23 protein-coding genes are annotated in these 23,372 nt (G+C 71.7%); 10 read left to right on the forward strand and 13 right to left on the reverse strand.

The features are described 5' to 3' along the window. Window positions 1-160 precede the first annotated feature (160 nt). From ABWI04_RS01905 to ABWI04_RS01925, 5 genes are all read right to left on the reverse strand, one after another. Window positions 161-628 (reverse strand): GNAT family N-acetyltransferase, encoded by a 468-nt coding sequence (locus ABWI04_RS01905; protein WP_353831159.1) that lies wholly within the window; start codon window positions 626-628, stop codon window positions 161-163. Between the two features lie 174 nt (window positions 629-802). Then, a complete protein-coding gene (locus tag ABWI04_RS01910; RefSeq protein ID WP_345173893.1) occupies window positions 803-1,453 on the reverse strand; it encodes a response regulator in 651 nt (216 codons plus the stop codon). After that, window positions 1,453-2,649, reverse strand: coding sequence for a sensor histidine kinase (locus ABWI04_RS01915; RefSeq protein WP_353831160.1), 1,197 nt, complete (start codon window positions 2,647-2,649; stop codon window positions 1,453-1,455). Before ABWI04_RS01915 ends, ABWI04_RS01910 begins: the two co-directional genes overlap by 1 nt. After that, window positions 2,646-4,268 (reverse strand): carboxylesterase/lipase family protein, encoded by a 1,623-nt coding sequence (locus ABWI04_RS01920; protein ID WP_353831161.1) that lies wholly within the window; start codon window positions 4,266-4,268, stop codon window positions 2,646-2,648. Before ABWI04_RS01920 ends, ABWI04_RS01915 begins: the two co-directional genes overlap by 4 nt. Further along, window positions 4,261-4,674 (reverse strand): hypothetical protein, encoded by a 414-nt coding sequence (locus tag ABWI04_RS01925; RefSeq protein WP_345173902.1) that lies wholly within the window; start codon window positions 4,672-4,674, stop codon window positions 4,261-4,263. Before ABWI04_RS01925 ends, ABWI04_RS01920 begins: the two co-directional genes overlap by 8 nt. 341 nt (window positions 4,675-5,015) lie before the next feature. Between ABWI04_RS01925 and ABWI04_RS01930 the strand changes: the two genes are divergently transcribed. After that, entirely contained in the window at window positions 5,016-5,840 is an 825-nt protein-coding gene (locus ABWI04_RS01930; protein ID WP_353831162.1) for a MarR family winged helix-turn-helix transcriptional regulator, read from the forward strand. Between the two features lie 660 nt (window positions 5,841-6,500). Then, a complete protein-coding gene (locus ABWI04_RS01935; RefSeq protein WP_353831163.1) occupies window positions 6,501-7,403 on the forward strand; it encodes an aminoglycoside phosphotransferase family protein in 903 nt (300 codons plus the stop codon). 272 nt (window positions 7,404-7,675) lie between these two features. Here the strand turns inward: ABWI04_RS01935 and ABWI04_RS01940 are convergent, their stop codons facing one another. Next, window positions 7,676-8,536: an RNA-binding protein gene (locus ABWI04_RS01940; RefSeq protein WP_353831164.1), complete on the reverse strand. Its 861-nt coding sequence runs from the start codon at window positions 8,534-8,536 to the stop codon at window positions 7,676-7,678. Between the two features lie 288 nt (window positions 8,537-8,824). On the opposite strand from ABWI04_RS01940, the gene ABWI04_RS01945 reads away from it, so the two are divergent. After that, window positions 8,825-9,214, forward strand: a complete 390-nt coding sequence (locus tag ABWI04_RS01945; RefSeq protein WP_345173913.1) for a hypothetical protein — start codon at window positions 8,825-8,827, stop codon at window positions 9,212-9,214. Window positions 9,215-9,605: 391 nt separating this feature from the next. Here ABWI04_RS01945 and ABWI04_RS01950 read toward each other — a convergent pair whose 3' ends face one another. The 7 genes from ABWI04_RS01950 to ABWI04_RS01980 all read right to left on the reverse strand — a co-directional run bounded on the left by ABWI04_RS01950 (window position 9,606) and on the right by ABWI04_RS01980 (window position 16,626). Then, window positions 9,606-10,145 carry an NADPH-dependent FMN reductase gene (locus tag ABWI04_RS01950; RefSeq protein WP_353831165.1) on the reverse strand — a complete coding sequence of 180 codons (540 nt, stop codon included), beginning with the start codon at window positions 10,143-10,145 and terminating at the stop codon, window positions 9,606-9,608. Window positions 10,146-10,194: 49 nt separating this feature from the next. After that, entirely contained in the window at window positions 10,195-10,668 is a 474-nt protein-coding gene (locus ABWI04_RS01955; protein ID WP_353831166.1) for a flavin reductase family protein, read from the reverse strand. Then, window positions 10,665-11,837: an LLM class flavin-dependent oxidoreductase gene (locus ABWI04_RS01960; RefSeq protein ID WP_345173920.1), complete on the reverse strand. Its 1,173-nt coding sequence runs from the start codon at window positions 11,835-11,837 to the stop codon at window positions 10,665-10,667. The genes ABWI04_RS01955 and ABWI04_RS01960 overlap by 4 nt, the downstream gene beginning before the upstream one ends. 51 nt (window positions 11,838-11,888) lie before the next feature. After that, complete coding sequence (locus tag ABWI04_RS01965; RefSeq protein WP_353831167.1) at window positions 11,889-13,097, reverse strand: SfnB family sulfur acquisition oxidoreductase; 1,209 nt, start codon at window positions 13,095-13,097, stop codon at window positions 11,889-11,891. Window positions 13,098-13,251: 154 nt separating this feature from the next. Beyond that, window positions 13,252-14,493 (reverse strand): acyl-CoA dehydrogenase family protein, encoded by a 1,242-nt coding sequence (locus ABWI04_RS01970; RefSeq protein ID WP_353831168.1) that lies wholly within the window; start codon window positions 14,491-14,493, stop codon window positions 13,252-13,254. A gap of 117 nt (window positions 14,494-14,610) precedes the next feature. Next, the gene (gene sfnG / locus ABWI04_RS01975) at window positions 14,611-15,750 is read right to left on the reverse strand and encodes a dimethylsulfone monooxygenase SfnG (protein WP_353831169.1); all 1,140 of its coding nucleotides are present in this window, start codon (window positions 15,748-15,750) and stop codon (window positions 14,611-14,613) included. A gap of 99 nt (window positions 15,751-15,849) precedes the next feature. Next, complete coding sequence (locus tag ABWI04_RS01980) at window positions 15,850-16,626, reverse strand: IclR family transcriptional regulator (protein WP_353831170.1); 777 nt, start codon at window positions 16,624-16,626, stop codon at window positions 15,850-15,852. Window positions 16,627-16,778: 152 nt separating this feature from the next. Between ABWI04_RS01980 and ABWI04_RS01985 the strand changes: the two genes are divergently transcribed. The 7 genes from ABWI04_RS01985 to ABWI04_RS02015 are packed head-to-tail and all read left to right on the forward strand — an operon-like array spanning window position 16,779 to window position 23,212. Further along, window positions 16,779-17,792 (forward strand): ABC transporter substrate-binding protein, encoded by a 1,014-nt coding sequence (locus ABWI04_RS01985; RefSeq protein ID WP_353831171.1) that lies wholly within the window; start codon window positions 16,779-16,781, stop codon window positions 17,790-17,792. Continuing rightward, window positions 17,789-18,793: an NrtA/SsuA/CpmA family ABC transporter substrate-binding protein gene (locus tag ABWI04_RS01990; RefSeq protein WP_345173932.1), complete on the forward strand. Its 1,005-nt coding sequence runs from the start codon at window positions 17,789-17,791 to the stop codon at window positions 18,791-18,793. The genes ABWI04_RS01985 and ABWI04_RS01990 overlap by 4 nt, the downstream gene beginning before the upstream one ends. After that, window positions 18,790-19,629, forward strand: a complete 840-nt coding sequence (locus ABWI04_RS01995) for an ABC transporter permease (protein ID WP_353831172.1) — start codon at window positions 18,790-18,792, stop codon at window positions 19,627-19,629. The genes ABWI04_RS01990 and ABWI04_RS01995 overlap by 4 nt, the downstream gene beginning before the upstream one ends. Next, window positions 19,626-20,390: an ABC transporter ATP-binding protein gene (locus tag ABWI04_RS02000; protein WP_353831173.1), complete on the forward strand. Its 765-nt coding sequence runs from the start codon at window positions 19,626-19,628 to the stop codon at window positions 20,388-20,390. Before ABWI04_RS01995 ends, ABWI04_RS02000 begins: the two co-directional genes overlap by 4 nt. Further along, on the forward strand, window positions 20,387-21,217 hold the full coding sequence (locus ABWI04_RS02005; protein ID WP_353831174.1) for an LLM class flavin-dependent oxidoreductase: 831 nt from the start codon (window positions 20,387-20,389) through the stop codon (window positions 21,215-21,217). Before ABWI04_RS02000 ends, ABWI04_RS02005 begins: the two co-directional genes overlap by 4 nt. Next, window positions 21,207-22,316, forward strand: coding sequence for an LLM class flavin-dependent oxidoreductase (locus tag ABWI04_RS02010; RefSeq protein WP_353831175.1), 1,110 nt, complete (start codon window positions 21,207-21,209; stop codon window positions 22,314-22,316). The genes ABWI04_RS02005 and ABWI04_RS02010 overlap by 11 nt, the downstream gene beginning before the upstream one ends. Next, the gene (locus ABWI04_RS02015) at window positions 22,313-23,212 is read left to right on the forward strand and encodes an ABC transporter substrate-binding protein (RefSeq protein WP_353831176.1); all 900 of its coding nucleotides are present in this window, start codon (window positions 22,313-22,315) and stop codon (window positions 23,210-23,212) included. The genes ABWI04_RS02010 and ABWI04_RS02015 overlap by 4 nt, the downstream gene beginning before the upstream one ends. Window positions 23,213-23,372: the final 160 nt, after the last annotated feature.

Here is a 23,372-nt window from a genome sequence, read left to right on the forward strand (position 1 = left end):
TCGAGACACCGGCACGCGCGGGGCGGCACATGTTCGCCACCCCGCGCGTTGCCAGATGAGGCGACGTGCAGCGCAACAGCACTGTCGCACCGCCCTCATACTGGGCACCGTCCGCGCCCACCAACTGCGGTTCCGCGACGACCCGGCCAGCGCCGGCTGGCTACAGCAGGAGAGCCATCGCGTACTCGTCGCGCGGAATCCCATCCACGATCACTGCGTGCTTGCGTACGCCCTCGATCGTGAACCCCAGCCGCTGGTACAGCCGGTGCGCCGGGTTCTCGACGGCGACGTTCAACTGCAGCCGGGTCAGGCCCCGTTCGGGGGCTTCGTGATTGATGAGCGTGTGCAGCAGGCCCGTCCCGATTCCTTGTCCTCGGTGTGAGGGCAGCACTCCGAGCACGAGATGCCCGCAGTGCGCGACCCGCTGGAACCGCCCGACGGCAACGCGCAGCGTGCCAAGCAGCGGGTTACGGCCGGCCACGACCTCGAACGACCGGTCCTCCAAGGGGGCAGCCCTCTCGCCGGGTTCCGCGAGCATGTACTCGGCGTCACTCTCGACCTTCCGCCACAGTTCCGCCACGGCTGGCCGCTCCGTGGCGTCCGCGACACGATAGATAACGTCGGCCATGCGGACCCCCGGTTGACGCTCGCTCAGACGGCTTGGCCGCTGGCAGTACGGCTTCGACCTCGACAGATCCTCATCGTGCCAGGCCACCGGCGGGCCGCCCGGGTGTTTCGCATGTCGGCCCGCGCGCTGGGCCCGGCTGGCCGAGGCCGCCCGGGTGCCCTCCTCCAGCGACGCTCACTCGGCGTCGTGGGCAAGCAGGGCGATCTGGACGCGGTTGTTCAGGTCGAGCTTGCGCATGATGCGTGACACGTACGACTTGACGGTGGTGACGCTCATGTACAGCTCGGCGGCGGCTTCGGCGTTGGACAGCCCGCGGCCGACGGCCTCTGCCACCCGGCGCTCGCTGTCGGTGAGGCAGGCGAGCCGGGTGCGGGCGACCGTGCGGGTCTGGTGATCCCGGCCGGTGACATGGGTGATGAGCTTGCGGGTGACCGACGGGGAGAGCATGGGCTCGCCGGCGGCCACCCGGCGGATCGCGGTCACGATCTCGGCCGGTGGGGTGTCCTTGAGCAGGAACCCTCCGGCGCCCGCGCGCAGGGCATGCAGAACGTGCTCGTCGGTGTCGAAGGTGGTCAGGACGATGACCTCGGGGGCGTCGGCGGCGGCGCGCAGCAGGCGGGTCGCCGTCAGGCCGTCGGTCCCCGGCATCCGGATGTCCATGAGAACGACGTCGGCGCGGGCGGCACGCACCGCCGCGGGCACCGCGGAGCCGTCGGCGGCCTCGCCGGCGATCTCGATCCCCTCGACGCCGCCGAGCATGGTGGCCAGGCCCGCCCGCACCAGCCATTCGTCGTCGACCAGCAGCACCCTGATCGGTTCCGGCATCACGCCTCCCATGGCAGCCACGCGCGCAGCAGGTGGGCGTCCGCCACCGGGCCATGCTCCAGCCGCCCGCCGGCCAGCGTGGCACGCTCGGAAAGCCCGGTCAGGCCGGTGCCGGTCCCCGGAATCGCCGGACGCCCGCGATCGGGGCCGGGCAGCGGCTGATGCACCTGGACCTCCAGCCCATGCCCGGCCTCACCCCGCACGGTGACGGTGACCGGCATGCCCGGCGCGTGCTTGCGCGCGTTCGTCAATCCCTCCTGGACGACCCGGTAGGCGGTGCGCCCGGCCAGGGTGGGCACCGCCTCCACGTCCCCGACGTCCATGTCCAATGTGACCTGTGCGCCCGCACGCCGCGACTCCTCGACGAGCCCGGCCACGCCGGCGAGCGAGGGCGGCGGGGCGTCCGCGCCGTCGACCGGGTCCTCGCGCAGCAGCCCGATCACTTCGCGCAGGTCGACGAGCATCTGGTGGACGCCGCTGCGGATCACCCCGGCGGCGCGCGATATCTCCTCCGGCGAGGCGTCCGGGCGGAACTCCAGCGCGCCGGCGTGCACGCTGAGCAGGGACATGCGATGGGCGAGCACGTCGTGCATCTCGCGGGCGATCCGCACCCGTTCCAGCCGCCTGGCCTCGACCTCCCGGAGGTGCCGGTCGCTCTCGGCGCGGTGGGCCCGCTCGGCGAGGGAGGCCAGGAGCTGGCGTCGCGCGCGGATCGCCTGCCCCCAGCCCACCGTCGCGGCGGTCAGCAGGGCGACGATCGCCACGCTCACCGCGTAGGGCAGCTCGGGAGGGGGACGCAGAGCCACGGCGATCATGCCGGTCAGCACGCCGAGCGCGCCGATCCCCACCGCCACGGGCCAGGGCCGCCGCACGGCGACCGTCAGCGTCGCCACGAACGCCGCGCCGCCGGCCGCCAGGGACACGGCCGAGACCGCCGTGACGACCAGTGCCAGCCCGACCGGCCGGCGGCGGCGCATCACCAAGGCTGCGCAGCAGGCGAGCCCGGCCGCCAAGTCGGCGTTGGCGAGCGTGTCCGCTCCCCGTGCGTAACTAGGCCAGAGGTTCAGCGCGCCGATCACCACCGCGACGGCGATGACCACGAGGGCCGGCGCCGACCCTGCCGGCGTTTCGGCGGCCGGGTCACGATGCGGCTCGGCCCGGCGCGCCCCCGGCGCCGGCCACCACGGAGTCCTCATGTCCGTGACGCCCAGAACCGGCAGTGGTGACCGGCGGCCAGATCGGTCTGGGAGATTCCGCCGCGCGCGGAGTCCAGCGACTGGGTCGCCGGGAACCCCGGCCAGCGGGGCAGCCCCGCCCTGTTCGGATCGCCCTGGGCGGCGAACGCGGCCCAATACATGATCATCGATTCGGACAGGTTCCGCTGCGCGGGGTCGAGTGGCACGGACGTGCCCTCGATGTCGAAGAGCAGGGGGAGCTCCGAGCCGTGGAAGGCGCCGGGCGGGTAGCCCTCGGGGAAGATGCCGAGGAAGTCCGGCACGTTCGGCTCGGCGAACTCGAAACTGAAGACGGGCATGTGCCGGGCCAGAAGCCGGTCGGCGGCGAGGGTCGGGCACACCCATCCGACGTCGGTGCCGACCGCGGCCCAGGCCAGCGCGGCCGGGGAGCCCGACTGGCCGGAGTACGCCCGGGGCGGATACCTGACGTAGACGCGACGGGCCATGCGCTCTCCGAAGGACGTCGCCAGCAGAGCCCGGTAACGGGCGTCATCGATGGGCTCCTCCGCCTCGAAGAGGCTCCCGAACAGCCGGTGTTCGTCCCGGGTGTTTCCCTGCATCACCGGTACCCGATGGAAGGCGCCGGTCCGCAGTGCCTTGACGGGGTCGGTGGGCAGCGCCCGGGTCCCGAACGCCGGGGTGACGAACTGGCCGTTCAACGCCAGGAGCTTCCTGGTGTCCGTCCGGCGCAGGCATGCCGGTCCGTCCGGTCCCGCGCAGCCCAGCCCCGCTGCCGCCGCGGCGCCCCGAGCCTGCACGGCCGTTCGGGGCGCCCAATAGGAGATGGCGCCGAGCCCGGGGCCCATCACGTTCTTGGGCCAGCTCTGCAGGCACGATCCGCTCTGGATGATCGCGCGGTGGAAGAGCCCGGCCGCCGGAGGCGAGACCACTTGGGCACAGACGCTCGCCCCGCCCGAGGACTCTCCCATCAGCGTGACGTTTCCCGGATCGCCGCCGAACGCCCGCGCGTTCGCCCGTACCCAGCGCAACGCGGCCCGCTGGTCGGCCAGAGCGTAGGTACCCGACCCGGCCATCCGGGGATGGCCGAAGAACCCGAACACGCCGAGCCGGGAGTTGACGGTGACCACCACAACGTCGCCCATGGCGGCCATGCGGCGGGCGTCGAAGTCGCTGCCCGAACCCGAGCTGAACGCTCCGCCGTGCAGGTACACCACGACCGGCCGTCGCTCAGAACGGTTCCGGCGGGGGCCGGTGACGTTGAGGTAGAGACAGTCCTCGGAGGAATGCGCCGCGACGCCACCGGTCTCGTCCAGCTGCGCGCATGCCGGTCCGGGCTTGCTCGCGTCCCGTACCGCCGTCCAGGGACGAGGACGGACCGGCGGGCGCCAGCGCCTGGCCCCCGTCGGCGGCTGGGCGTAGGGAATGCCTTGATAAAGCTCCGTGCGTCCTGTCGCGACTCCGCGCACCGGACCCAGATCGGTCTGCACCACCGGGTCCGCCTCGCCCGTCGTGACCGACGCGCCGACCGCCGGGACGCTCAGGGAGACCGTCATCAGGGCCGTCACGGCCCAAACCGGCTTGGCCGTCCGCCACCTTCGTCCCATGCCCGGCTCAGCCATGGCCCGACACCAGCCAGCTCTTCAGCAGGCGGGTCCACTTGCGGTTGGCGGTGGTCTCCAGGAACGTCTTGTGATCCACCATCAGGTAGATCTCGCCGGCCGTGACCGTTTCCATGATGAGCGGCCTGCCCGAGTTCAGCAGCCCGCCGACGAACCGCCCGTACAGCTCGGTGTACTCGTTGGCCACCGATCTCACCTCCTCCGGCCGCAGCACGAGATCGGACCCACCATGCCAGCCGCCGATCACGAGGCGGTCGGGATGGAGCTCCAGCCGTCCGGACCGCGGGAACAGCACCCGCTGGTCCACCCCCGCGGCGATCCGGTGACCTCTCTTGCGCCCCGCGAGCTCGTCAGCCGGGGAACCGACGTACGAGCCCTCCGCAAGGGGAACCTTCGATTCGCTCATGATCCCAGGCTCCCGCCATGCCCGGTACGCCCGCAGCCTCCAAAAGAAGGCAACGCGCCACCGACTTTGGTCGGCCGGTACGCCTCTACCTCAGACCAGGGAAAGACGACGATCTGAATGATCGGCCGCGAGCCGTCCCCTTCGGGAGCTCCTGGTGGTGGGCACGAACCGAGTCGGTAGCCAGAGCACGGCAACCGACTTGCGGCCGAGGCCGTGTGACTCCCCCGACGTTGTCGGCGGAAAATCGGACCGGAGTTGTCGGATCCGGGCCGCGCCGTTCGTAGCGATGGTGAGACGCCGCCCACGAGGGCGGCTGTGACGATCACAGGAGATGCCGACCGATGTCGCACGCACAGTCCAAGATCCACAAGATGTTCGAGCTCGTCGAGCCGATCGCCACCGTCACCTTCTCCGAGGTCCCGAACGAGGCGTTCCTGGCCCTCGGAATGCGCAACTACTGGGACGGATACTTCGCCGGGCGAGCCGCGCCGCTGGGGCTGGCACCGGCCGAGGTGGTGCACGCGGTCTTCTACAACTTCGCCGACGGCGAGGTGGCGCGGCACATCCCGTGGGTCTGGGGGAAGATCACCCCGCAGGAGGCGATCGCCGTGCGCGAGCGGGGCAGCGCCACCGCGCTGCGGCAGATGATCGGACAACTCGCCGACTCCCCCGGCCTGGCGCGGGCCGCCGACCTCGCCACCCGGGCAGCGGTCAGCGCACCGACCGAGGGCCGAGTGCTGTACGCCGCCCTCCGGGCGCTCGACGTCCCCGAGGAGCCGGTGGCCCGGCTCTGGCACGCGGCGACACTGCTGCGCGAGCACCGCGGGGACGGCCACAACGCCGCCCTCGTCGCCCACGGCATCGGCGGCACCCAAGCCCACGTCCTCATGGCCCTCTCCCTCGGTATGAAGGCCGAGGAGTTCGGCCGGATCCACCACCTGCCCAAGGCGCAGCTGGCCGCTGTCGTCGACGGGCTACGCGGCCGCGGCCTCGTGAACGCCGACGGCGGGTTCACCGACGCCGGCCGGGAGACCAAGGAGCGGATCGAAGCCCTCACCGACGAGCTGGCGGCACCGCCGTTCGAAGTGCTCAGCGCGGACGAGCTCGACGAGCTGGCCGCAGGACTCGAGCCGATCGCCGCCGCAGTACGCAGCTACGACAACTGAGCAGCCAGATGCAAGAGACGCCACAACTTCCACCCCAGCCACCGAAGTGAACAACATCCCTGCAGGACGGGAGACTGCGGGCGTCTCGCCCTGGACGCCCGACAGGTCAGGTCCGCCGCTCAGGAGGCGATACCGCAACCCAGCTCGAGGCACCTGAACAAGGAAGCTGCGAGCTCTCGGGCCCGTCCTCGACCGCGCAGAGTGACCGGCAGCGCGCTCCTCTCGTGACCTCCTTCGCGGTGGAAGAAAGATGATCTCCCGGATCCCTCCCACTGAATCGCTGAGGGCCTGGCCCAGAGTCGAAGAAGGCCCCGCTCTAAACGGGGGTCGCGCGCGCTGCCGGTTAGCCCCGGTGACCTACTGGTCACTGCGACCACACCAAAGAGGCCTGCCGTTCGTTCGAACAAGCCTCTGACGTGAAAACGTGGGCGAGACAGGCGCGGGCGAGCGCGGCGGATGCTCAAGCCAAGGTCGTCCCGACGGCAGCGGTAACCGTCGGCGGCGGTCTCTCCTCGTGCGGTGCGGCCAGCGGGCCAGAGCACGTTCGGTGTTCTCTGCCTTCAGCCGGGTGATCGGGGTCGGCTCCCGGCTCGGGCGGCCGCCCCCCGTCGATCACGAGTGGAGCCGGAGTCGGCGCTTGCCCCAGTACTGTCGGGTCGTATGACGGACTCCGAGATCGAGGTCACCGCGGATCTGGTCCATGAGCTGCTGCAGGAGCAACATCCCGACCTTGCGGAGCTGCCCATGCGCGAGGTGGCGGGCGGGTGGGACAACCAGCAGTGGCGCTTGGGGGACGAGTTGGCCGTGCGCATGCCGCGCACGGAGCGTGCCCCGGACCTGCAGCGCAAGGAGCGCCGCTGGTTGCCCGTCCTGGCCCCGCGCCTGCCGCTCCCGGTCCCTGACCCGGTACGGCTCGGTGAGCCCTCCGAGCGTTTCCCGAAGCCCTGGACCGTCATGACGTGGGTTCCCGGCGAGCCACTGGACTCCACCTCGATCAACCGCGTCGACCACGCGACCGACACTCTGGCGGGCTTCCTCAGGGCGCTGCACGTGGAGGCGCCCGCCGAGGCGCCGATCAGTTCGGACCGCGGTGCTCACCTCAGCAAGTACACGGACGACTTCCACCACGTCCTCGACGCCGTTGCCCTTGGTGGTATCGCCGACGATGTCCAGGCCGTCTGGGATGACGCCGTTGCGGCGCCCGAGCGGGAGGGCCCGCCGGTCTGGGTGCACGGTGACCTTCATCCCGCGAACGTCATCATCTCGGACGGGACGCTCGCAGGAGTGATCGACTTCGGTGACATGTTCGCCGGCGACCCGGCGTGGGACCTCGCGGCCGCATGGGTCATCCTTCCCTCGGGCGCCGCCGCACGCTTCTTCGACGTCTATGCGCATGCCGACGAGGCGACGATCCGACGCGCTCAGGGGCTCGCTGCTCTGAAAAGCCTGATCCTCATGCTGATAGGCCAGAACGGAGACCGAGGCATTCCTGGCGGCAAGCCGACCTGGGGACCCGCAGGCCGGGCAGCGCTCGATCGCGTTCTGAGGGGAGCTCAACTGTAGGCACACCACGCGGATTTTCCTTGTGCGCGCATGGCACCCACCCGCAGCTGAACCTGCATCGGCTGCGCCTGCCCGGTGGCTTCGGCCGAACGGCGGGCTGCCTATCGACGCCCCCGATCGCGGCCAGGCAGGCGTGAGCGGGGCTCGCGGTTTGCGGTTGCCGACTTACTCGCTCGATGTCGGCTCGGTTCGCCAGCGGGCACGCAGTACCCCGTCGGTGTCGGGCAGCACCGCGGCGAACAGCGGGTGATGGTCACCCGCGGTCAGGGGGATCACCGCCGCGGCGCGCGCATGGCCAGTAGCGCGGCCAGTTCGGCGAACTGTTCCTCGCCACCGATCCGGCTCGCGATGTGTCCTGCCGGGTCCTGCCAGACAAGTTCGATCGAACCCTCCTCGGGGAACGCGGCCACAACCGCATCTAGGTCGGTGGACAGGTCCGGCCACACGGTCACCCGGGCGCGCGGGGTAAGCCCGGCACGTACTCGGTCAATGTCCGCGAAAGTGAGGCGATACCACCGGGAGGCGTTGCCGACGTAGCACTCCTGCAGGAGAAGCGCCCCTTCCCCGGGAATCTTCAGGGACACAGCAGCCCAGAAGTCATCGTCAGCGAGGCACTGTTCGCCGGGCTCTATTTCCGGTTCGTAGGGAGATGCGTCGATCCGTTCGGGAAACAGCCCCAGTTCACCGGTGAGGGCCTGCGCCCGCTCACATGGCACGTTGCTCCCAACGTACACGTACTGGTCGTACCCGACGTGGACGAAGAACCGGTCTTGGACCTCCAGCCGACACCAGGCGCCGTTGTCGCGCAGTATCGCCCGGACCAGTTCCAGCCCGACGGTCACCGGCACCTGCGCGCCGTCGTGATAGCCCGATAGGTCGGCCGGGAACAGCCCGGCCAATCCGTATCCCTCGACCGGAGCCTCAAGCCCGAAATGCGCCAGACCGGCCACCTCCGGCTCGCGGATGTCAAGACGCTCGACTCCGGTGTCGTGCGCGAAGGCGGCCACGGCCTCCAGATAGGCGGCCTCAACCGGCCCGCGATCGCTTATCGAGTCCTCGCCGCCGACATAGTGACCACGCTCATCGCGGTCTGCCGGGTTGTACTTGGTAATCCGGTAGACATGCGGCAGCACGTCACCACCACTCCTTCGCAGGACGAAAGGACGGGGACAGGACGGTGAGCTCAGCCGTTCGCATGGTCACCAACCGATCCTGTGCCCTACTCGCTCGAACGATATTCGAGGATCAACCCCCGACCTACGGATCAAAGCCGGAGCCCTCGTATCAGAGCACTTGGCCGCCTGATGACCGGGCGGCCGGTCCATCTCCTCGGTTTCGGGCAATCGACGACCCGGCCGGCCATCGAAGGTTTCACCTCCCGCGCCCGGAACTGGTGTCGCCGGGTGGACGTCGTAAGGATCATGCTGAGAGCTGAGGACTTCATGGCGTCGGCCGATGTGAACACCGACGTGGCCGCCAACGTGCTCGCTTATGTGGCCGAGTTGGAGCGGCGTGGCGTCATCGTCTCCGATGTGGAACACGAGCCGGACGCCGACGGCGCGGAGGAGTGGTCCTTCCGCCTCAAGATCGCGAATCGGTGGCTGGTGCGCGTCATGATGCCGGTCTGGCCGCTGGAATGGGTACAGCGCCCCGCGGAGTTCGAGGAGCAGATCGCAAACACCGAGTGGCAAGGCGGCATGTACGTCGACGGCAGCCTGGACGGCCCGACCGACTTCGACGATGAGTACCCGACCTGGGAGGAGGCCGTCGAAGCGGGCGTCCGCATCGCCCAGGCCGCCGAGCAGGACTGACCGGCCCCAGACGAACGGCCGGGCGGATTGGGAGACCAGTGTGGTCGGTGCGCTCGCCGCATTGATCGGGTTGGCCATGACGGCGTACGGGTTGTTCGCACCGGGTGGACATCAGGTGTCGCAGCGGGCCACGGCGTCGGGCCAGGGCCGGGTGAGCCAGGTCAGCGGAAAGCAGACCACCAGCGGCGACCGAGGCGGCGCAGGAGATCCTTAGCCGACTCGACACGCCGCTGGCACAGGAGGCCGAGCAGGGGCTGGACTGGGTGGCCCAGGCCCGCCGGCAACGGCGGACGGCGGCCGGGCGCACCACAACACCAAGAAGAGCAAGGGGAAGCGCGGAAAGCGGAAAAGGTGAAGATGATCCTTCGCCGGGCCCGGCGATTCGGACGAGTCAGCCCTCAAAGGCGGGGGTCGGCGCCGAGGCGGTGAGGAGAGCCGCGATCTGGGGTGCGGCACGGTCGGCCCAGGCGTCGAGGAGCTGCTCGGCGTCGGGAAGTTGGGATTCGAGCAGGACGATGCCGGGAGTGGGGACGTGCGCCCCCAGTTCCACGAGCAGCGGCCGGAAATGGGTCTCCACGGCCAACGCGTGCTTGGCGTCGCCCATGACCAGCAGGGGCACTGCGATCGTCCTGGTGAGCGCGTAACCGGGCAGGCGGTCAAGGAAGGTCTTCAGCAGCCCCGTGTAGGTGCCTTTGTACGTGGGGCTGGCGGCTACCAGCACGTCCGCGGCAGTGACCAGGTCCAGAGCCGACTCGACGGCGGCGGAGGAGGCGGTCGGCAGTTCCGGCGCCAGGGCCGCCAGGTCGATCGTCTCCCCCAGCGCCGCGTTCTCGATGCGGTCGGCGATGGCCTGCGCGGCCTGCAGGGCCGCCCGGTTCGTGCGGGACCGCGCTCGTGGATTGCCCACGAGCGTGATGATGTTGTTGGTCACCTGTTCTCCTTGGAAGTGGTCTCGGTCGGTCGGCGGGAAGGGTCCCGCGTCAGGTCAGGCGCCGGAAGACGCTGGCGTGGAAGACAAGCGGCGGGGTGCCGGGGACGGCGTCGAGGTCGTGCACGCGGAAGACGACGATGTCGTGGTCGCCGGACCGGACCTGCTGCTCGATCGAGCAGTCGAACCAGGCGGCGGCGTCGTCGAGCAGGACGCAGCCGTCACTGGTGGCGCGCCAGTCGACCCCGGCGAAGCGGTCCGGGGCGCGCGAGCCGATCCGCCGCCCCGCGTGCTCCTGGTGCGCGCCGAGAACGCTGATTCCGATGCGCGGAAGGGGGCGCAGCAGCGGCCAGGTGGTCGAGGTGTGCGCGACGCAGACCGACACCAGCGGCGGGTCCAGCGACACGGGGACGAACGAGCTGGCGGCGATCCCGACGGGCCGGTCGTCCACGAGCCCCGCCACCACCGCCACACCCGTCGGGTAGGCGCCGTAGACGCGGCGCAGATCGAGTTCCACGGACGTCATCGTGCGGTTCCCTTCGGGAGGAAGGCATTGTGCCCGGTGCCGGTACCGCCCCCGACATGGAAGAGCCCGTGCCGGTCGAGGTGGGGAAGCACTCCCTCTCCGAACCAGTACAGCTCCTCCAGGTGGGGGTACCCGGACAGGACGAACTCGTCGATGCCGATGCCGGCGTACTCGGCGATCCGGTCGGCGACCTCGGCGTGCGAGCCGACTAGCGCCGTCCCTGCGCCGCCGCGGACGAGCCCGACCCCGGCCCACAGGTTGGGCGCCACCTCCAGCGCTCGGGGGTCGCGCCAGGTGCCGTCGGCGCGGCTGCGCTCATGCAGGTCGCGCATGCGCCGCTGGCCGGTCGACTCGCTGCGGGCCAGAGCGGACTGCGCGGCGGCGACCGTCTCCTCGCCGAGCGCGTCGACGAGCCGTCCCGCCTGCAGCCATGCCTCCTCGGCGGTGTCGCGGGTGATGACGTGCAGCCGGATGCCGAAGCGCGGCTTGCGGCCCCGGGCGGCTGCGAGCCCGCGAATCCATTCGATCTTGCGGGCCACCGCGTCCACCGGCTCGCCCCAGGTCAGGTAGACGTCGGCGTGCTCGGCCGCGACCGGTCCCGCCGCGGCGGACGAGCCTCCGAAGTACAGCGGCGGTACCGGATCGGGCCGCGTCGGCAGCCGGGCCGCGTCGATGTCGAGGTGGGCGCCGCGGTGGGTGACGGTCTCGCCGGCCCACAGCCGCCGCACGACCGACAGGAACTCGTCACAGCGGGCGTATCTCTCGTCCTTGGACAGGTGGTCGCCGTAGGCGCGCTGCTCGTGATCCTCACCGCCGGTGACGACGTTGAGCAGCAGCCGTCCGGGAGCGTGCGCGGAGAAAGTCGCGGCCATCTGCGCGGCCAGCGTGGGGCTGACCAGCCCGGGACGGAACGCCACGAGGAACGCCAGCCGCTCCGACTCGCGCGCCAGCATCGCCGTCGTCAGCCACGCGTCCTCGCACCAGGCCCCGGTGGGGGTGAGAGCGCCGGCGAAGCCGAACTCCTCGGCGGCGCGCACGATCGACGACAGGTAGCCGACCGAAGCGCGGCGGTCGCCGGCCGCCGCGCCGGCGAGTTGCCCGTGCCCGCCGCCCACGATGAAGCGCGAGTCGCCGTAGGTGGGCAGGAACCAGTGAAGAGTGAGGGTCACAGTGTCTTTCCTTCCTTCCGCCCCGTCTCGGGCGCCGCCCGGGAAACCGGGTCAGATCTGGCCGTGGCGCGGCGGCGGAGTGCCCGACAGCAGCCAGCGGCCGACGTGCTGCACCTTCCAGCGGGCCGGGTCGTGAAGCGTGTGCGTGCGCGCGTCCCGCCAGTAGCGCGACAGGTTCAGCGCATCGGCCGCCGACCGCGTCCCACCCAGTTCGAACAGCGCCGACGACGCCTCCAGCGAGGCTCGGGACGCGGCGACCTTCGCCACGGCCGTCGCCACCGACGCCCGTGCGGTGGCGTCGCCGGTGGGCTCGCGCTCGGCCGCGTCGATCGCTTCCGCGGCCTCGCGCAGCAGCGCCTCGGCGGACCGGACGGTGATCTCCAGCTCGCCGGCCTGCTGGACGGTCAGGGGGTCCGCGGCCGCGGTCTCAGCGCCGCTCTCGAACCACGGTCGTGCCTTCGCCACGGTGGTCACCGCGGCGTCCAGCGCGCCGCGGGCGATGCCGGCGTCGAGCGCCGCGTGCAGCACCTGGGCGCGGGCGCCGTAGGTCGTCGGCCCGTCGAACAGCGTGCTGTAAGGGACGACCTCGTCGCCGTCCACGCGCACGCCGACGAGCCGGACCGTTCCGCTCGCGGTGGTGCGCTGGCCCATGCCGTCCCAGTCGTCCTCGACCGTGACGCCTTCGGCGCCACGGCGGATGTACGCCAGGGCCTTGCGCGGGAGGCCGTCCGGTAGCGGCGGTCCGTCGGCGAGAACCGCCCGCACGACCAGCCAATCCGCGAACAGCGCTCCCGTGCTGTAGTACTTCTCGCCGTCGAGGGTGTACCCGCCTTCCTCGCGGCGGCGCAGCGTCGTCGCGTCCTCGGCCGCCGTCCGCCCGCCCCGCTCGGACTGGGCGTTGGCGAAGCGGGCGCCGGCCAGGGCCTCGGCGAAGTACCGGGCCTGCTGCTCCTCGGTGCCCTGGCGGCGCAGGGCCTCCAGGAACACGAAATGGCTGTGCGGGATCTGGGCGAGGCTCGCGTCGGCCGCGGCGAGCGTCCGGAACACCTCCGCGAGGGTCGCCACGTCCACCTCCGCCCCGCCGAACCGCGCCGGGACGGTGACGCCGAGGAGTCCGGACTCCGACAGCTCCGCGACCTCGGCGGCGGGCGGTCGCCGGTCGCGGTCGCGGTCGCCCGCCCGCTCGGCGAACGAGGCGGCGAGCTTGCGTGCGGTCTCCACGGCCTCGCCGCCGGAGCGGATCACGTGCGTGGTCGTCATCGGCCCGGTCCGGGGTGCACGAGCGCGGTCGTCGTCATGGGTCTCCCTTCGCGGACCCGGTCCCGCGGCGGAAGGGGGACCGCCGCGGGACCGGGGGGACGGATCAGTGCGTTTCCAGGGCGGCGCCCCGCATTTCCTGCCGGCGTCGCCGGGATCAGCGATAGAGCGAGAACTGCGGGGCGCGGCGGTTCAGCGTCCAGTCCCCGACCTCGCGCGCCTTGTAGGCGACGGGGTCGTGGAGCGTGTGGGTGCGCAGGTTGCGCCAGTGCCGGTCGAAGCCGTAGTCGCTGGTGGTCGCCCGTGCGCCCTGGATCTCGAACAGCCGGGACGCCGCCCCGAGCGCGACCTTCGTCGTCAGGTACTTGGCCTCGTAGACGGCGACGGCGGCCTCGGCGCGTTCCTCCTCGGTGAGCGACGGGCCGGTGTCCAGGGCCGCCTGGAGCGCCTCGCCCGCCCGGTCGGCGAGCAGGGCGGCGGCGCGGATCTCGCTCCGCAGCTCGCCCACGGTCTGCAGAACGTAAGGGTCGTCGGTGGCGCCGTCCACGCCCGATGTCTCCCACGGGGCCGCGTGCAGGCGCGTCCAGTCGAGGGCCTCGCGGAGCGCGCCCTCGGCCGTCCCGATGTAGAAGTTGACGAACGCGAGCTGCCAGTGCGGTGTGACGAGCGTCTGGTACGGGCTGAGCTCCCGGCCGGTGAGCGGATCGGGCCCGAGGATCTCCGAGCGCTCGACGCGGGTTCCGTCGAACTCGACGCCGCCGGAGTCGGTGAGGCGCTGGCCGATGTTGTCCCAGTCGCCCAGGGCGCGAAAGCCCGCGCGCCCTCCCGGCAGCGAGACGAAGACCAGTTCGCCCTCGTAGGAGGCGGTCACCGACAGCTGGTCGCCGAGGCTCGCACCGGACGCGAACGAGCGGCGCCCGTCGAGCCTGAAGCCGTCCCCGTCGCGGGTGAGGACGATGCCGGAGCCGCCGCGCGGGTTCTGCACACCGCCCCAGAAGAGCTTCTCCTCGCCGTTGCGGCGGGAGAGCGCGTCGGCCTGCTCCGACGTGCCGAACAGCGGCGCGATGCGGGTCTGGGCGTAGTGGTAGCCGATGAGGTGGGCGATGGAGGTGTCGCCGCGCGCGATCCGGCGGGTGATCAGGGACGCCTGCGCGTACGACAGCCCGTCGCCGCCGTACTCGACTGGTTCCTGGACCTGCAGGAGGTCGTGTGCGCGCAGCAGTTCGACCTCGGCGCGGGGAGTTCCGTTGGCGCGGTCGCGTTCGGCGGCGGTGGCGCGCAGCTCGGCGGAGACGAGGTCTGCGCGCTCCAGGGCCGCGGCGAAACGCTCGTCCCGGCTCTTCTGCTCGTTGGCGGTCTGCTGTTCGGTGGCGGTCTGCTGTTCGGTGTCGACGGACATGCTGCTGTGTCTCCTCAAGGGGGCTGCGGACGGGTCGTGGACGCGGCGTCGCGACACAACGCGCTGCAGGTCCTCTGCAGGTCGATGTGGCGGCGGCGGACGAGGCGCATGACCGCGTCAGGACCCGGTGCGCGCCGGCTCGCCGCGGTCGGCGTCCGCGGCCTCGAGCTCGCGCACCAGCGGCAGGACGCGCTTGCCGAAGTACTCGACGTCCTCCAGGTAGTGCAGGAAGCCGAGCAGGAAGAGGTCCACGCCGAGGCGCTTGTAGGCGACGATGCGCTCGGCGATCTGCTCGGGCGTGCCGATCAGCCCGGTGCGGAAGCCGTCGTTGTACTGCACCAGATCGGCGAACTCTGAGTCCTGCCACATGCCCTTGCCGTCGGACGTCGACCGCCCGGCCTGCCTGACCGCGGTCCCGAAGCCCTCGACGGCGTCCCGGTCGGCCTTGGCGACGATCTCGCGCAGCACCTCGCGCGCCTCGGACTCGGTGTCCCGAGCGATCAGGAACCCGTTCAGGCCGAACCGCACCCGCCGTCCGTGCAGCGCGGCCTCCGCGCGCACCTCGGTGATCTGCTCGGTCACGCCGTCGAAGTCCCTGCCGTTGCTGAAGTACCAGTCGGAGACCCGACCGGCCATCCGCCGGGCGCTGGTGGAGTTGCCGCCCTGGAAGATCTCCGGGTGCGGGCGGCCGGGGCTCTCGACCGGCTTGGGTCGCAGGTCGAAGTCGTGCAGGCGGTAGAAGTCGCCGCGGAACTCGGCGTGCTCGGACGTCCAGATCTCCCGCAGCACCCGGATGAACTCCTCACTGCGCCGGTAGCGTTCGTCGTGCTCCAGCCACGGTTCGCCGAGCTTGGTGAACTCGTCCTTGAACCAGCCGCTGACGACGTTCACCGCGGCCCGTCCGCCCGAGAGCTGGTCGGCCGTCGCGACGAACTTGGCGAGCACGCCGGGCTGCCACAGCCCCGGGTGGATCGCCGCGATCACCTTCAGCCGCTCGGTGGCGAGCAGCAGCGCGAGGCTGAACGCGGTCGACTCGTGCTGGTAGGCGGCGCCGTAGGACGCGATGTAGCGCACCTGGCTGAGCGCATACTCGAAACCGTTCTCCTCCGCCAGGACGGCGAGCTTCCGGTTGTAGTCGTATCCCCAGTCCGTGCGCTGCTCGATCTTGCTCACGACCAGGCCGCCGCTCACGTTCGGCACCCAGTAGGCGAACTTCACCGGCCCGGCGGGACTGTTGTCGATATTTCCTACTGACATAGTTGAGATTATGGAGTCCCGTCCCACCGCCGGTCAATGCGGCGCTGGTGACGGGCCGAGAGGGACCTGTCACCGGTGGCCGCCCGCCCGCGGAGACCTTCAGTGGCGGCGGCGTTCTGCGGGCTCCAGGAGAAGGACCTCCAGTGCCTGCGCGCAGGATTGGGCGTGCGCCAGGAACCAGGGGATGCGCGTGTCGGTGATGACCTCGGGCGTGGAGCGCAGCGCGAGCGCGTAGCGGACGTACCCGGCGCGGTCGAGCAGCGGCACGGCCAGCGTGCGCACGCCCTCCGCCGACTCTCCGTCGTTCATGGCGTGGCCGGCGGCCCGGACCTTCTCGATCTCCGCGCGCAGCAGGCCCACGTCGGCGATCGTCCGGTCGGTCAGGGGCCGGAGCGGACCCAGCTCGGCCAGGTCGTCCTCACCGGGAGGCGCCCAGGCCAGCAGCACCTTGCCCAGGGCCGTGGAGTACAGGGGCCGGCGCAGGCCGATGCCCGTGTCGGTGCGCCGCACGGTCCCGCCGGCCAGCAGCAGGGCTTGGTCGCCGCTGCGGATCGCGAGGTCGGCGGTCGCGCCCGTGAGCCGGGTCAGGTGGTCGAGTTCGGGCGCGGCGCGGTGAAGCCCGTGCTGGTGGTAGGAGAGCAGGCCGAGTTCGGTGACCGAGTGGCCGATGCGGTAGCGGGCGGTCACCGCATCCTGCGCGAGGAAGCCGGACGAGGTGAGCGCCCGGGCGAGCCGGTGGGCGGTCGAGGTGCTCAGCCCGAGGCGCCGGGCGATGTCGGACGCGGTGAGCGCGGTACCGCCGTCCCGGAAGCACAGCAGGACCTCGAGCGCGCGCAGCACCGTCTGGCTGCCCGGCGCGCGGTTCGTCGTCGGCATCAAAGACCTCCGGCCGGGGCCCACGATGCAGTAATCCTGACCGGAGCCGTCGATTGGCGAACACCCTGGCCAGGACGCTGATCGACCAGGAAGTTTCCCATCATGTGAAATCCATGTTGAGTTGGTAGGTTTTACCGAGAATACTCCCGGCCATGGTCACCACGCATCCGGCGAACCTGTGGTTCACCCGCTGTCCCGTCCCCACCGCGACCGGCATCGCCGCCGACCGGGGATGGCTGGCGGACGAGTTCGCCGCCGACGGAATCGCGGTCCGCTCGCTGCAGGACGCGGGCACCGAGGACGTCCGCGGGGAGCACTACCGGCACCGGCTCGCCACACTCGTCCGGGAGGGTGGGAACGTTCCCGCCCTGTGGGCCAGGTCGAACGGCGCGCCCACGCGGCTGATCGGGCTCACCTGGTTCGAGGAGCGGCAGGTCATCGCCGTCCGGCCGGGCTCGGGCATCACCGAGCCCAGGGACCTGAAGGGCCGGCGGCTGGCCGTCCCGCGGCGCGCCATCGAGATCGACTTCTGGCGGGCCATGGCGCTGCGCGGCTTCGACGGGGCGCTGCGCCAGGCCGGGCTGACGCTGGCCGACGCCGAGCAGGTCGAACTCGACGGCGACGCGCTGCCGGGGCAGTGGGAGGCGGAACTGGCCGCCCTGCGGGACGGGCGGGTCGACGCCGTCTACACGAAGGGCTCGGTGGCCGTGGAGACCGCGGCCCGCTACGGCGCCGAGGTCGGCATCGACCTCGACTCGCTCCCGGACCGGCGGGCGCGGGTCAACAACGGCACGCCCCGTCCGATCACCGTCGATCAGCGGCTGCTGGACGACCATCCGGACCTGGTCGTGCGGTTCCTCGCGGTCCTGCTGGGCGCGGCGGACTGGGCCCACGACCACCCGGAGGAGCTGGCCCGGGTCCTGCAGGCCGAGACCGGGTCCGGTCCGGCCGGAGTGGCCGGAGCCTACGGCGCGGGTTACCACCGGAGGCTGCACGCGGAACTCGGCGCCGACCGCCTCGACCTGCTGGCCGAGCAGGAGGACTTCCTGCGCCGGCACGGCTTCCACGACGCCCGGGTGGACGTGTCCGCCTGGGCCGATCCCACACCACTGGCCGAGGCCCGCGGCCTCGTGCCGCGCCCCGCCTTCTCCCAGGAGTATTCATGACGCGGTTCCTCTCCCGCAGGCCCCTGCTCTCCGCGGGCGCCCTCGCGGTCCTGCTGGCCGTCGCGGGCTGCGGCGGCTCGGGCTCGAAGGCGGCCGCCGACGGGACGGTCGTCCTCCGGATCCCCGATCCCGGCAACTCCGGGGTGCTGGCGCTCGGCAAGAAGGACGGCAGCCTCGCCAAGGCTCTGTCGGCCGTCCACGCGAAGGTCGCCTGGACGGGGAGCACGGGACCGTTCGCCCCGGCCGCGCAGCAGATGAACGCCGGCCAGCTCGACTTCGCGCAGGGCTCGATCACCTCGGCGATCGCCGCACTGGCCCAGAAGCCGGGATTCGCGCTCTTCGCCCAGGTCGCGCCGGACAAGGCGGGCGAGGGCATCCTCGTCCGCAAGGACTCGACGATCACCTCGGTGCAGGGCCTGGTCGGCAGGAAGGTCGCGGTCAACAAGGGCGGCACGGCGGAGTACCTGCTGCTCAAGGCGCTGGAGTCGGCGGGGGTGAAGCCGGACCGGGTCACCCGCGTCTACCTCAACCCGGCGCAGACCGCCCCGGTCTTCAACTCCGGGAAGGTCGACGCGTGGGCCGCGTGGGCCGCGTACACGATCCCGGAGATCGCGTCCACGGGAGCCCGCTTCCTGGTGAAGGGCGGAGAAATCGACTCGCAGAACTACTCGGTCTGGGCGGTCCGCGCCAAGTTCGCCGAGGAGCACCCGCAGGTCGTCAAGGCGTTCTACCGATACGTGCACGACCAGGGTCTGCGGCAGATCCAGGACCCGGCCCCCTTCGTCAACGTGTTCACGAGGTCCGGGCCGCAGGCGGTGACCGGGACCGCCGAGCAGCTCACCATCGCCAACGTCCGCCAGGGCGCCGCCGCCGCGCCGATCGGCGCGGCGGACCTCGCGAACTTCGCCGCCGTCGCGCGGTTCTTCGCCGACCAGAAGATCACACCGACGGTGGTGGACGTGAAGCCGCACGTCCTGGACCTGGCAGAGGACGGATCATGACCGCCGTCCCCGCCGGCCCGGCGGCGTACCCGGACCTGGTCGTGCCGCGGCCGCGGCTGCCGAAGCCGCGGCGCCGCGAGGTGACGCTCGCGCTGCGGACGCTCGGTCCGCTGGCGCTGCTCGGCGGCTGGTGGGCCGCCTCGGCCGCCGGTGTGCTCAGCCCCGACGTGCTCGCCTCCCCCGCGACGGTCCTCGGGGCCGCCGGGGAGCTGTGGTCGGACGGCCAGCTCACCGACGCGCTGCGCGTGTCGCTGACCCGCGCCGTGCTGGGACTGTCCTGCGGCCTCGCCGCCGGGCTGATGCTCGGGGTCGTCACCGGCTTCTCCCGGCTCGGTGAGGAACTGCTCGACTCGCCGCTGCAGCTGCTGCGCGCCCTGCCTTTCCTGTCGCTCGTCCCGCTGTTCATGGTGTGGTTCGGCATCGGGGAGACCGCCCGGATCGTCCTCATCGCCGTCGCCACCACGTTCCCGATGTACGTCTCGACGGCGGGCGGCGTCCGCAACGTCGACCGGCGGCTGCTGGAGGCGATGCGCTCCTTCGGGCTCCGCGGCTGGCCGCTGGTCCGCGAGGTCGTGCTGCCGGGGGCGCTCCCGTCACTGCTCGCGGGGTTCCGGCTGTCGATGACCCTCAGCGTCATCGCGCTCATCGCCGCCGAGGAGATCAACTCGACGTCCGGGATCGGCTACCTCATGACGCAGGCACAGAGCTTCTCCCGCACCGACATCCTCTCGCTCTGCGTCCTCATCTACGGGATCCTCGGGCTCCTCGCGGACCTCGTCGCCCGCGGCGCCGAACGGGTGCTGATGCCGTGGCGTCCGAGGGAGGCCGCCCGATGAGCGTCGCCGTGCACATCCGCGGCCTGCGCCGCGTTTTCGGGACCCGCGCCGTCCTAGACGGCCTGGACCTCGACATCGAGCGGGGCGAGTTCGTGGCCCTGCTCGGAGCGAGCGGCACGGGCAAGACGACCCTGCTGCGGATTCTCGGGGCGCTCGACCGCCCGGACTCGGGAACCGTCCTCGTGCCCGAGGCCCGGACGATCGTCTTCCAGGAGCCGCGGCTCGTCCCGTCCAAGCGGGCCCTCGGGAACGTGCTCGTCGGACTGCCGCGCGGCGCCGCGTCGCGCGAGCGCGGGCAGCGAGCCCTCGCCGAGGTAGGTCTGACCGAGCACGCGAACGCGTGGCCGCACACGCTGTCGGGCGGCGAGGCGCAGCGCGTGGGCCTCGCGCGGGCCCTCGTCCGCGAACCGGAACTGCTGCTCCTGGACGAGCCGTTCGCCGCGCTCGACGCGCTGACCCGGCTGCGCATGCAGGACCTCGTCGGCGACCTCGTCAGCACCCACCGGCCCGCCGTCCTGCTCGTCACGCACGACGTGGACGAGGCCGTGCGGCTCGCCGACCGGGTCGCCGTGCTCCGGGACGGCACGCTGATCACCGACGAGACCGTCGGCGCGCGGCACCCCCGCGACCCCGCCGACCCGGCCCTCACCGCCCTGCGCCGCCGCCTGCTGACCGATCTCGGCGTGCGCCTCCCCGAAGAGCCGGGCGGTGCCCCGGAGCCGGACGGCGTCCGGCAGCCGACGGAAGGAGCGATGCGATGACCCGCTTCCATGTGGTCGTCCCCACCCGCGTGCCGGAACGTTCGGCGCTGCCGGGCTTCGTCACCGACATCCGGCCGCCGGCGCGCGGGCCCGAGCACCGGCTCACCGCCCGCGCGGCCGAACTGGGCGGGCTGGACGGCGCCTTCGTCCCGTTCGACCCGGACGGCCACGACTCCCTGATCCTCGCGCCGGCGCTCCTGCGCGACTCGCGCCATCTGCAGGTCACCGCGGAGTTCCACCCAGGGACCGCGACACCGGTCTACGCGGCGAAGCTGTCGGCGTCGCTGCAGCGCTACGCGGCCGGCCGCCTCGCCTGGCGGCTCGTCGTCGACCTGCCTCCGGCGGTCGCCCGCGCCCACGGCGACTTCCTGGAGGGCCCCGCCCGGTACGCGCGCGCGGACGAGTTCCTGACGATCGCCAAGGGCGTCTGGAACCAGCGCGGCTACAGCCGTGAAGGCGAGTACTTCCAGGTGAAGGACGGCGGATTGCTCGCTTCGCGCGTGCCGAGCCCGTTCCCGCGGGTCTATCTCTCCGGCACGTCACCGGAGGCGCTCGCCCTGTCCGCCCGTCACGCCGACGCACACCTGCTGGACCCGGACGGCGACGTCTCGCTGGTACCGGACGGCGTGGACGCCGCCCTCCGCCTGCCGTTCCATCTCGCCTCGGAGGACGACGACCTGGAACTGGCCCGCGCCATCGCGCGCCGGCGAGAGGAGGGCGTCTCGGAGTTCTTCCTCGACCCGGCCGATCCGGTGGCCGACACCTACAGGCTGGCGCAGCGCGTCCTGCCGCTCGTGGAGAAGGAGGGGGCCGGGCATGTCCGTTGACGTCTACTGGCGGATCGCCATGGAGGGGGACGCTCCGGCGCTTCGCCTGGGCGACATCACTCGGGGCGGTTTCGGGCCGTACCTGCCGGGGGCGCTCGGTCCCGGGCTGCGCGGCGGCGAGCCGGACGGCCACGGCCCGCTCGACTACATGGCGGAGGTGGCGCGCGCCACCGAGGGAGCCGGTTTCGTCGGCGGCCTGATGCCCTCGTTCCCGGTGACCGACGACCCGTGGGCGGCCGCCGCTGCGCTGTCCGGTGAGACCTCCGCCTACCGCTTCATGATCGCGTTCCAGCCGGGCTTCCTGCATCCGGTGCAGGCCGCGCGGATGTCGGCGTCCCTTCAGGCCGCGACGGGCGGGCGGGTCGTGTACAACATCATCTCCGGCGGGGGCGGGCCGCAGCAGCTCTGGTGGGGCGACAAGGTCCACCACGACGACCGGTACGCCCGCACGTCCGAGTTCCTGGACGTCCTCAAAGGCGTGTGGAACGGCCCCTACGACCATGAGGGCCGGTTCTACCGCGTCGCGGGCGCGGCGCTGCCGCCCGATCTGCGCGAGCAGCCGTTCCCGGAGGTCTACTTCTCCGGCTCCTCCCCCGCGGCGATCGCCGCGGCCGGACGCCACGCCGACTACTACCTCTCATGGCTGGAGCCGTTCGACGCCCTGGCGGAGAAGTTCGCGCTCGTCCGCGAGCACTGCGACACGCCGCCGAAGTTCGCGGTGCGCGTGGACGTCCTCGCCCGGGAGACCGAGGAAGAGGCCTGGGAGGAGATCCGCGAGGGCTGGGCACGGGCCGGTGACGCCGAGCGCACTCCGGACGCGAGCGAGTCCGTCGGCTGGCAGCGCGGGCGTTCCTTCACCGCCGGCGCCGTCGACTACCGGGACCTGGAGGTCCAACCGGGTGTCTGGGGCGGCTTCAACCGGCTGCGGCCAGGCCCCCTCTTCGGCCTGGTCGGCGACTACCACCAGGTCGCCGAACGGCTCGACGAGCTCATCGGCCTCGGTGTGGACGCCTTCATCCTCGCGGGCGTGCCGCACCTGGAAGAGGCCCGGCGCATCGGCCGCCACGTCCTCCCACTGCTGAAAGGAAACAAGTCATGAGCCTGCGTGTGGGCTACTTCCCGCAGAACAACTCGCTCTGGGTACTGCGGCACCGGGGCATCCTCGAGCGCACCGTCCCTGACGTGGAGTGGGTCGACCTGCGCTCGCTGCCCGCCGGCGAGCGGCCCGACCCCACCCGCGGCCTGCCGTCCGCGCACGGCGACCACCTGTTCGACGGCGGCTACGACTTCATCGGCACCGGCTCCACGCCGCCGGTCACCGCGCAGGCCAAGGGGCACGACGTGGTGTACGTCGCGGTGTCCGGTCCGCGGATCGAGAACGGGCGGCTCGTCGTCCGGGAGGACTCCCCCGTCACCTCGCCCGCCGACCTCAAGGGGCGCAGAATCGCCCTCGGCCACGGCTCCTGGCAGACGACCCTCGTCCTTCTCGCGCTGGAGAAGGCCGGGCTCAACTGGAGCGACATCGAACCGGTCGACGCCTACGGCAACGCCGCTGAGCTGTTCCTGAAGGGCGACGTGGACGCCTGGGTCGGCTCCTACCCGTACCTGACCGGCGTGGAGCGGCGCGTCCCGGTACGCACGGTCATCGAGACCGACGGTCTGTTCAGCCACCGTTCGCTCTGGTTCACCAGCCGGGCGTTCGCCACCAAGCGCCGCGACGAGCTCGCCGCCATCGTCTCCGCGCTGCAGGAGTCGGACGCGTGGGTGCGGCAGAACCCCCGCGAGGCGGCCGAACTCTTCGCCTCCGACGACGGAGGGAGCCTCGACGCATGGGAGCACGCGCTGCGCACCCGCCCATGGGGCCTGCTGCCGGTGGACGACGGTTTCGTCACCGAACAGCAGCACGCCGCCGACCTGTTCCACGCCAACGGCCTGATCGAGCGTCCGGTCAGAGTGGCCGACGCCGTCCTCCCAGAGGTCAACGAGCTGGTGTGAACACGATCGACTACCCGTAGGTCACCCTGCGCATCAAGATGCCGCCGGCGACGACGAGGCGCGCGCTGGTGGCAGTGACCGTTGCACCCGCGATAGCTCACCGCTTCCGGTCGGAGGATGCAGAAACCTCGCCCACCCTCTTGGCTCCGACGGAGCCGCG

It is taken from the genome of Actinomadura sp. NPDC000929 (assembly GCF_040492065.1).
GTDB lineage: Bacteria > Actinomycetota > Actinomycetes > Streptosporangiales > Streptosporangiaceae > Spirillospora > Spirillospora verrucosospora.

Coding starts and splice junctions, on each gene's coding strand:
- ABWI04_RS01945 (WP_345173913.1), top strand. CDS start 8,825: ATGCTGAGAGCTGAGGACTTCATGGCGTCGGCCGATGTGAACACCGAC.
- ABWI04_RS01920 (WP_353831161.1), bottom strand. CDS start 4,268: ATGGCTGAGCCGGGCATGGGACGAAGGTGGCGGACGGCCAAGCCGGTT.
- ABWI04_RS01980 (WP_353831170.1), bottom strand. CDS start 16,626: ATGCCGACGACGAACCGCGCGCCGGGCAGCCAGACGGTGCTGCGCGCG.
- ABWI04_RS02010 (WP_353831175.1), top strand. CDS start 21,207: ATGTCCGTTGACGTCTACTGGCGGATCGCCATGGAGGGGGACGCTCCG.
- sfnG (WP_353831169.1), bottom strand. CDS start 15,750: ATGTCAGTAGGAAATATCGACAACAGTCCCGCCGGGCCGGTGAAGTTC.
- ABWI04_RS01955 (WP_353831166.1), bottom strand. CDS start 10,668: ATGACGTCCGTGGAACTCGATCTGCGCCGCGTCTACGGCGCCTACCCG.
- ABWI04_RS01995 (WP_353831172.1), top strand. CDS start 18,790: ATGACCGCCGTCCCCGCCGGCCCGGCGGCGTACCCGGACCTGGTCGTG.
- ABWI04_RS01925 (WP_345173902.1), bottom strand. CDS start 4,674: ATGAGCGAATCGAAGGTTCCCCTTGCGGAGGGCTCGTACGTCGGTTCC.
- ABWI04_RS01910 (WP_345173893.1), bottom strand. CDS start 1,453: ATGCCGGAACCGATCAGGGTGCTGCTGGTCGACGACGAATGGCTGGTG.
- ABWI04_RS01930 (WP_353831162.1), top strand. CDS start 5,016: ATGTCGCACGCACAGTCCAAGATCCACAAGATGTTCGAGCTCGTCGAG.
- ABWI04_RS02000 (WP_353831173.1), top strand. CDS start 19,626: ATGAGCGTCGCCGTGCACATCCGCGGCCTGCGCCGCGTTTTCGGGACC.
- ABWI04_RS01935 (WP_353831163.1), top strand. CDS start 6,501: ATGACGGACTCCGAGATCGAGGTCACCGCGGATCTGGTCCATGAGCTG.
- ABWI04_RS01905 (WP_353831159.1), bottom strand. CDS start 628: ATGGCCGACGTTATCTATCGTGTCGCGGACGCCACGGAGCGGCCAGCC.
- ABWI04_RS02005 (WP_353831174.1), top strand. CDS start 20,387: ATGACCCGCTTCCATGTGGTCGTCCCCACCCGCGTGCCGGAACGTTCG.
- ABWI04_RS01970 (WP_353831168.1), bottom strand. CDS start 14,493: ATGTCCGTCGACACCGAACAGCAGACCGCCACCGAACAGCAGACCGCC.
- ABWI04_RS01965 (WP_353831167.1), bottom strand. CDS start 13,097: ATGACGACCACGCACGTGATCCGCTCCGGCGGCGAGGCCGTGGAGACC.
- ABWI04_RS02015 (WP_353831176.1), top strand. CDS start 22,313: ATGAGCCTGCGTGTGGGCTACTTCCCGCAGAACAACTCGCTCTGGGTA.
- ABWI04_RS01990 (WP_345173932.1), top strand. CDS start 17,789: ATGACGCGGTTCCTCTCCCGCAGGCCCCTGCTCTCCGCGGGCGCCCTC.
- ABWI04_RS01985 (WP_353831171.1), top strand. CDS start 16,779: ATGGTCACCACGCATCCGGCGAACCTGTGGTTCACCCGCTGTCCCGTC.
- ABWI04_RS01915 (WP_353831160.1), bottom strand. CDS start 2,649: ATGAGGACTCCGTGGTGGCCGGCGCCGGGGGCGCGCCGGGCCGAGCCG.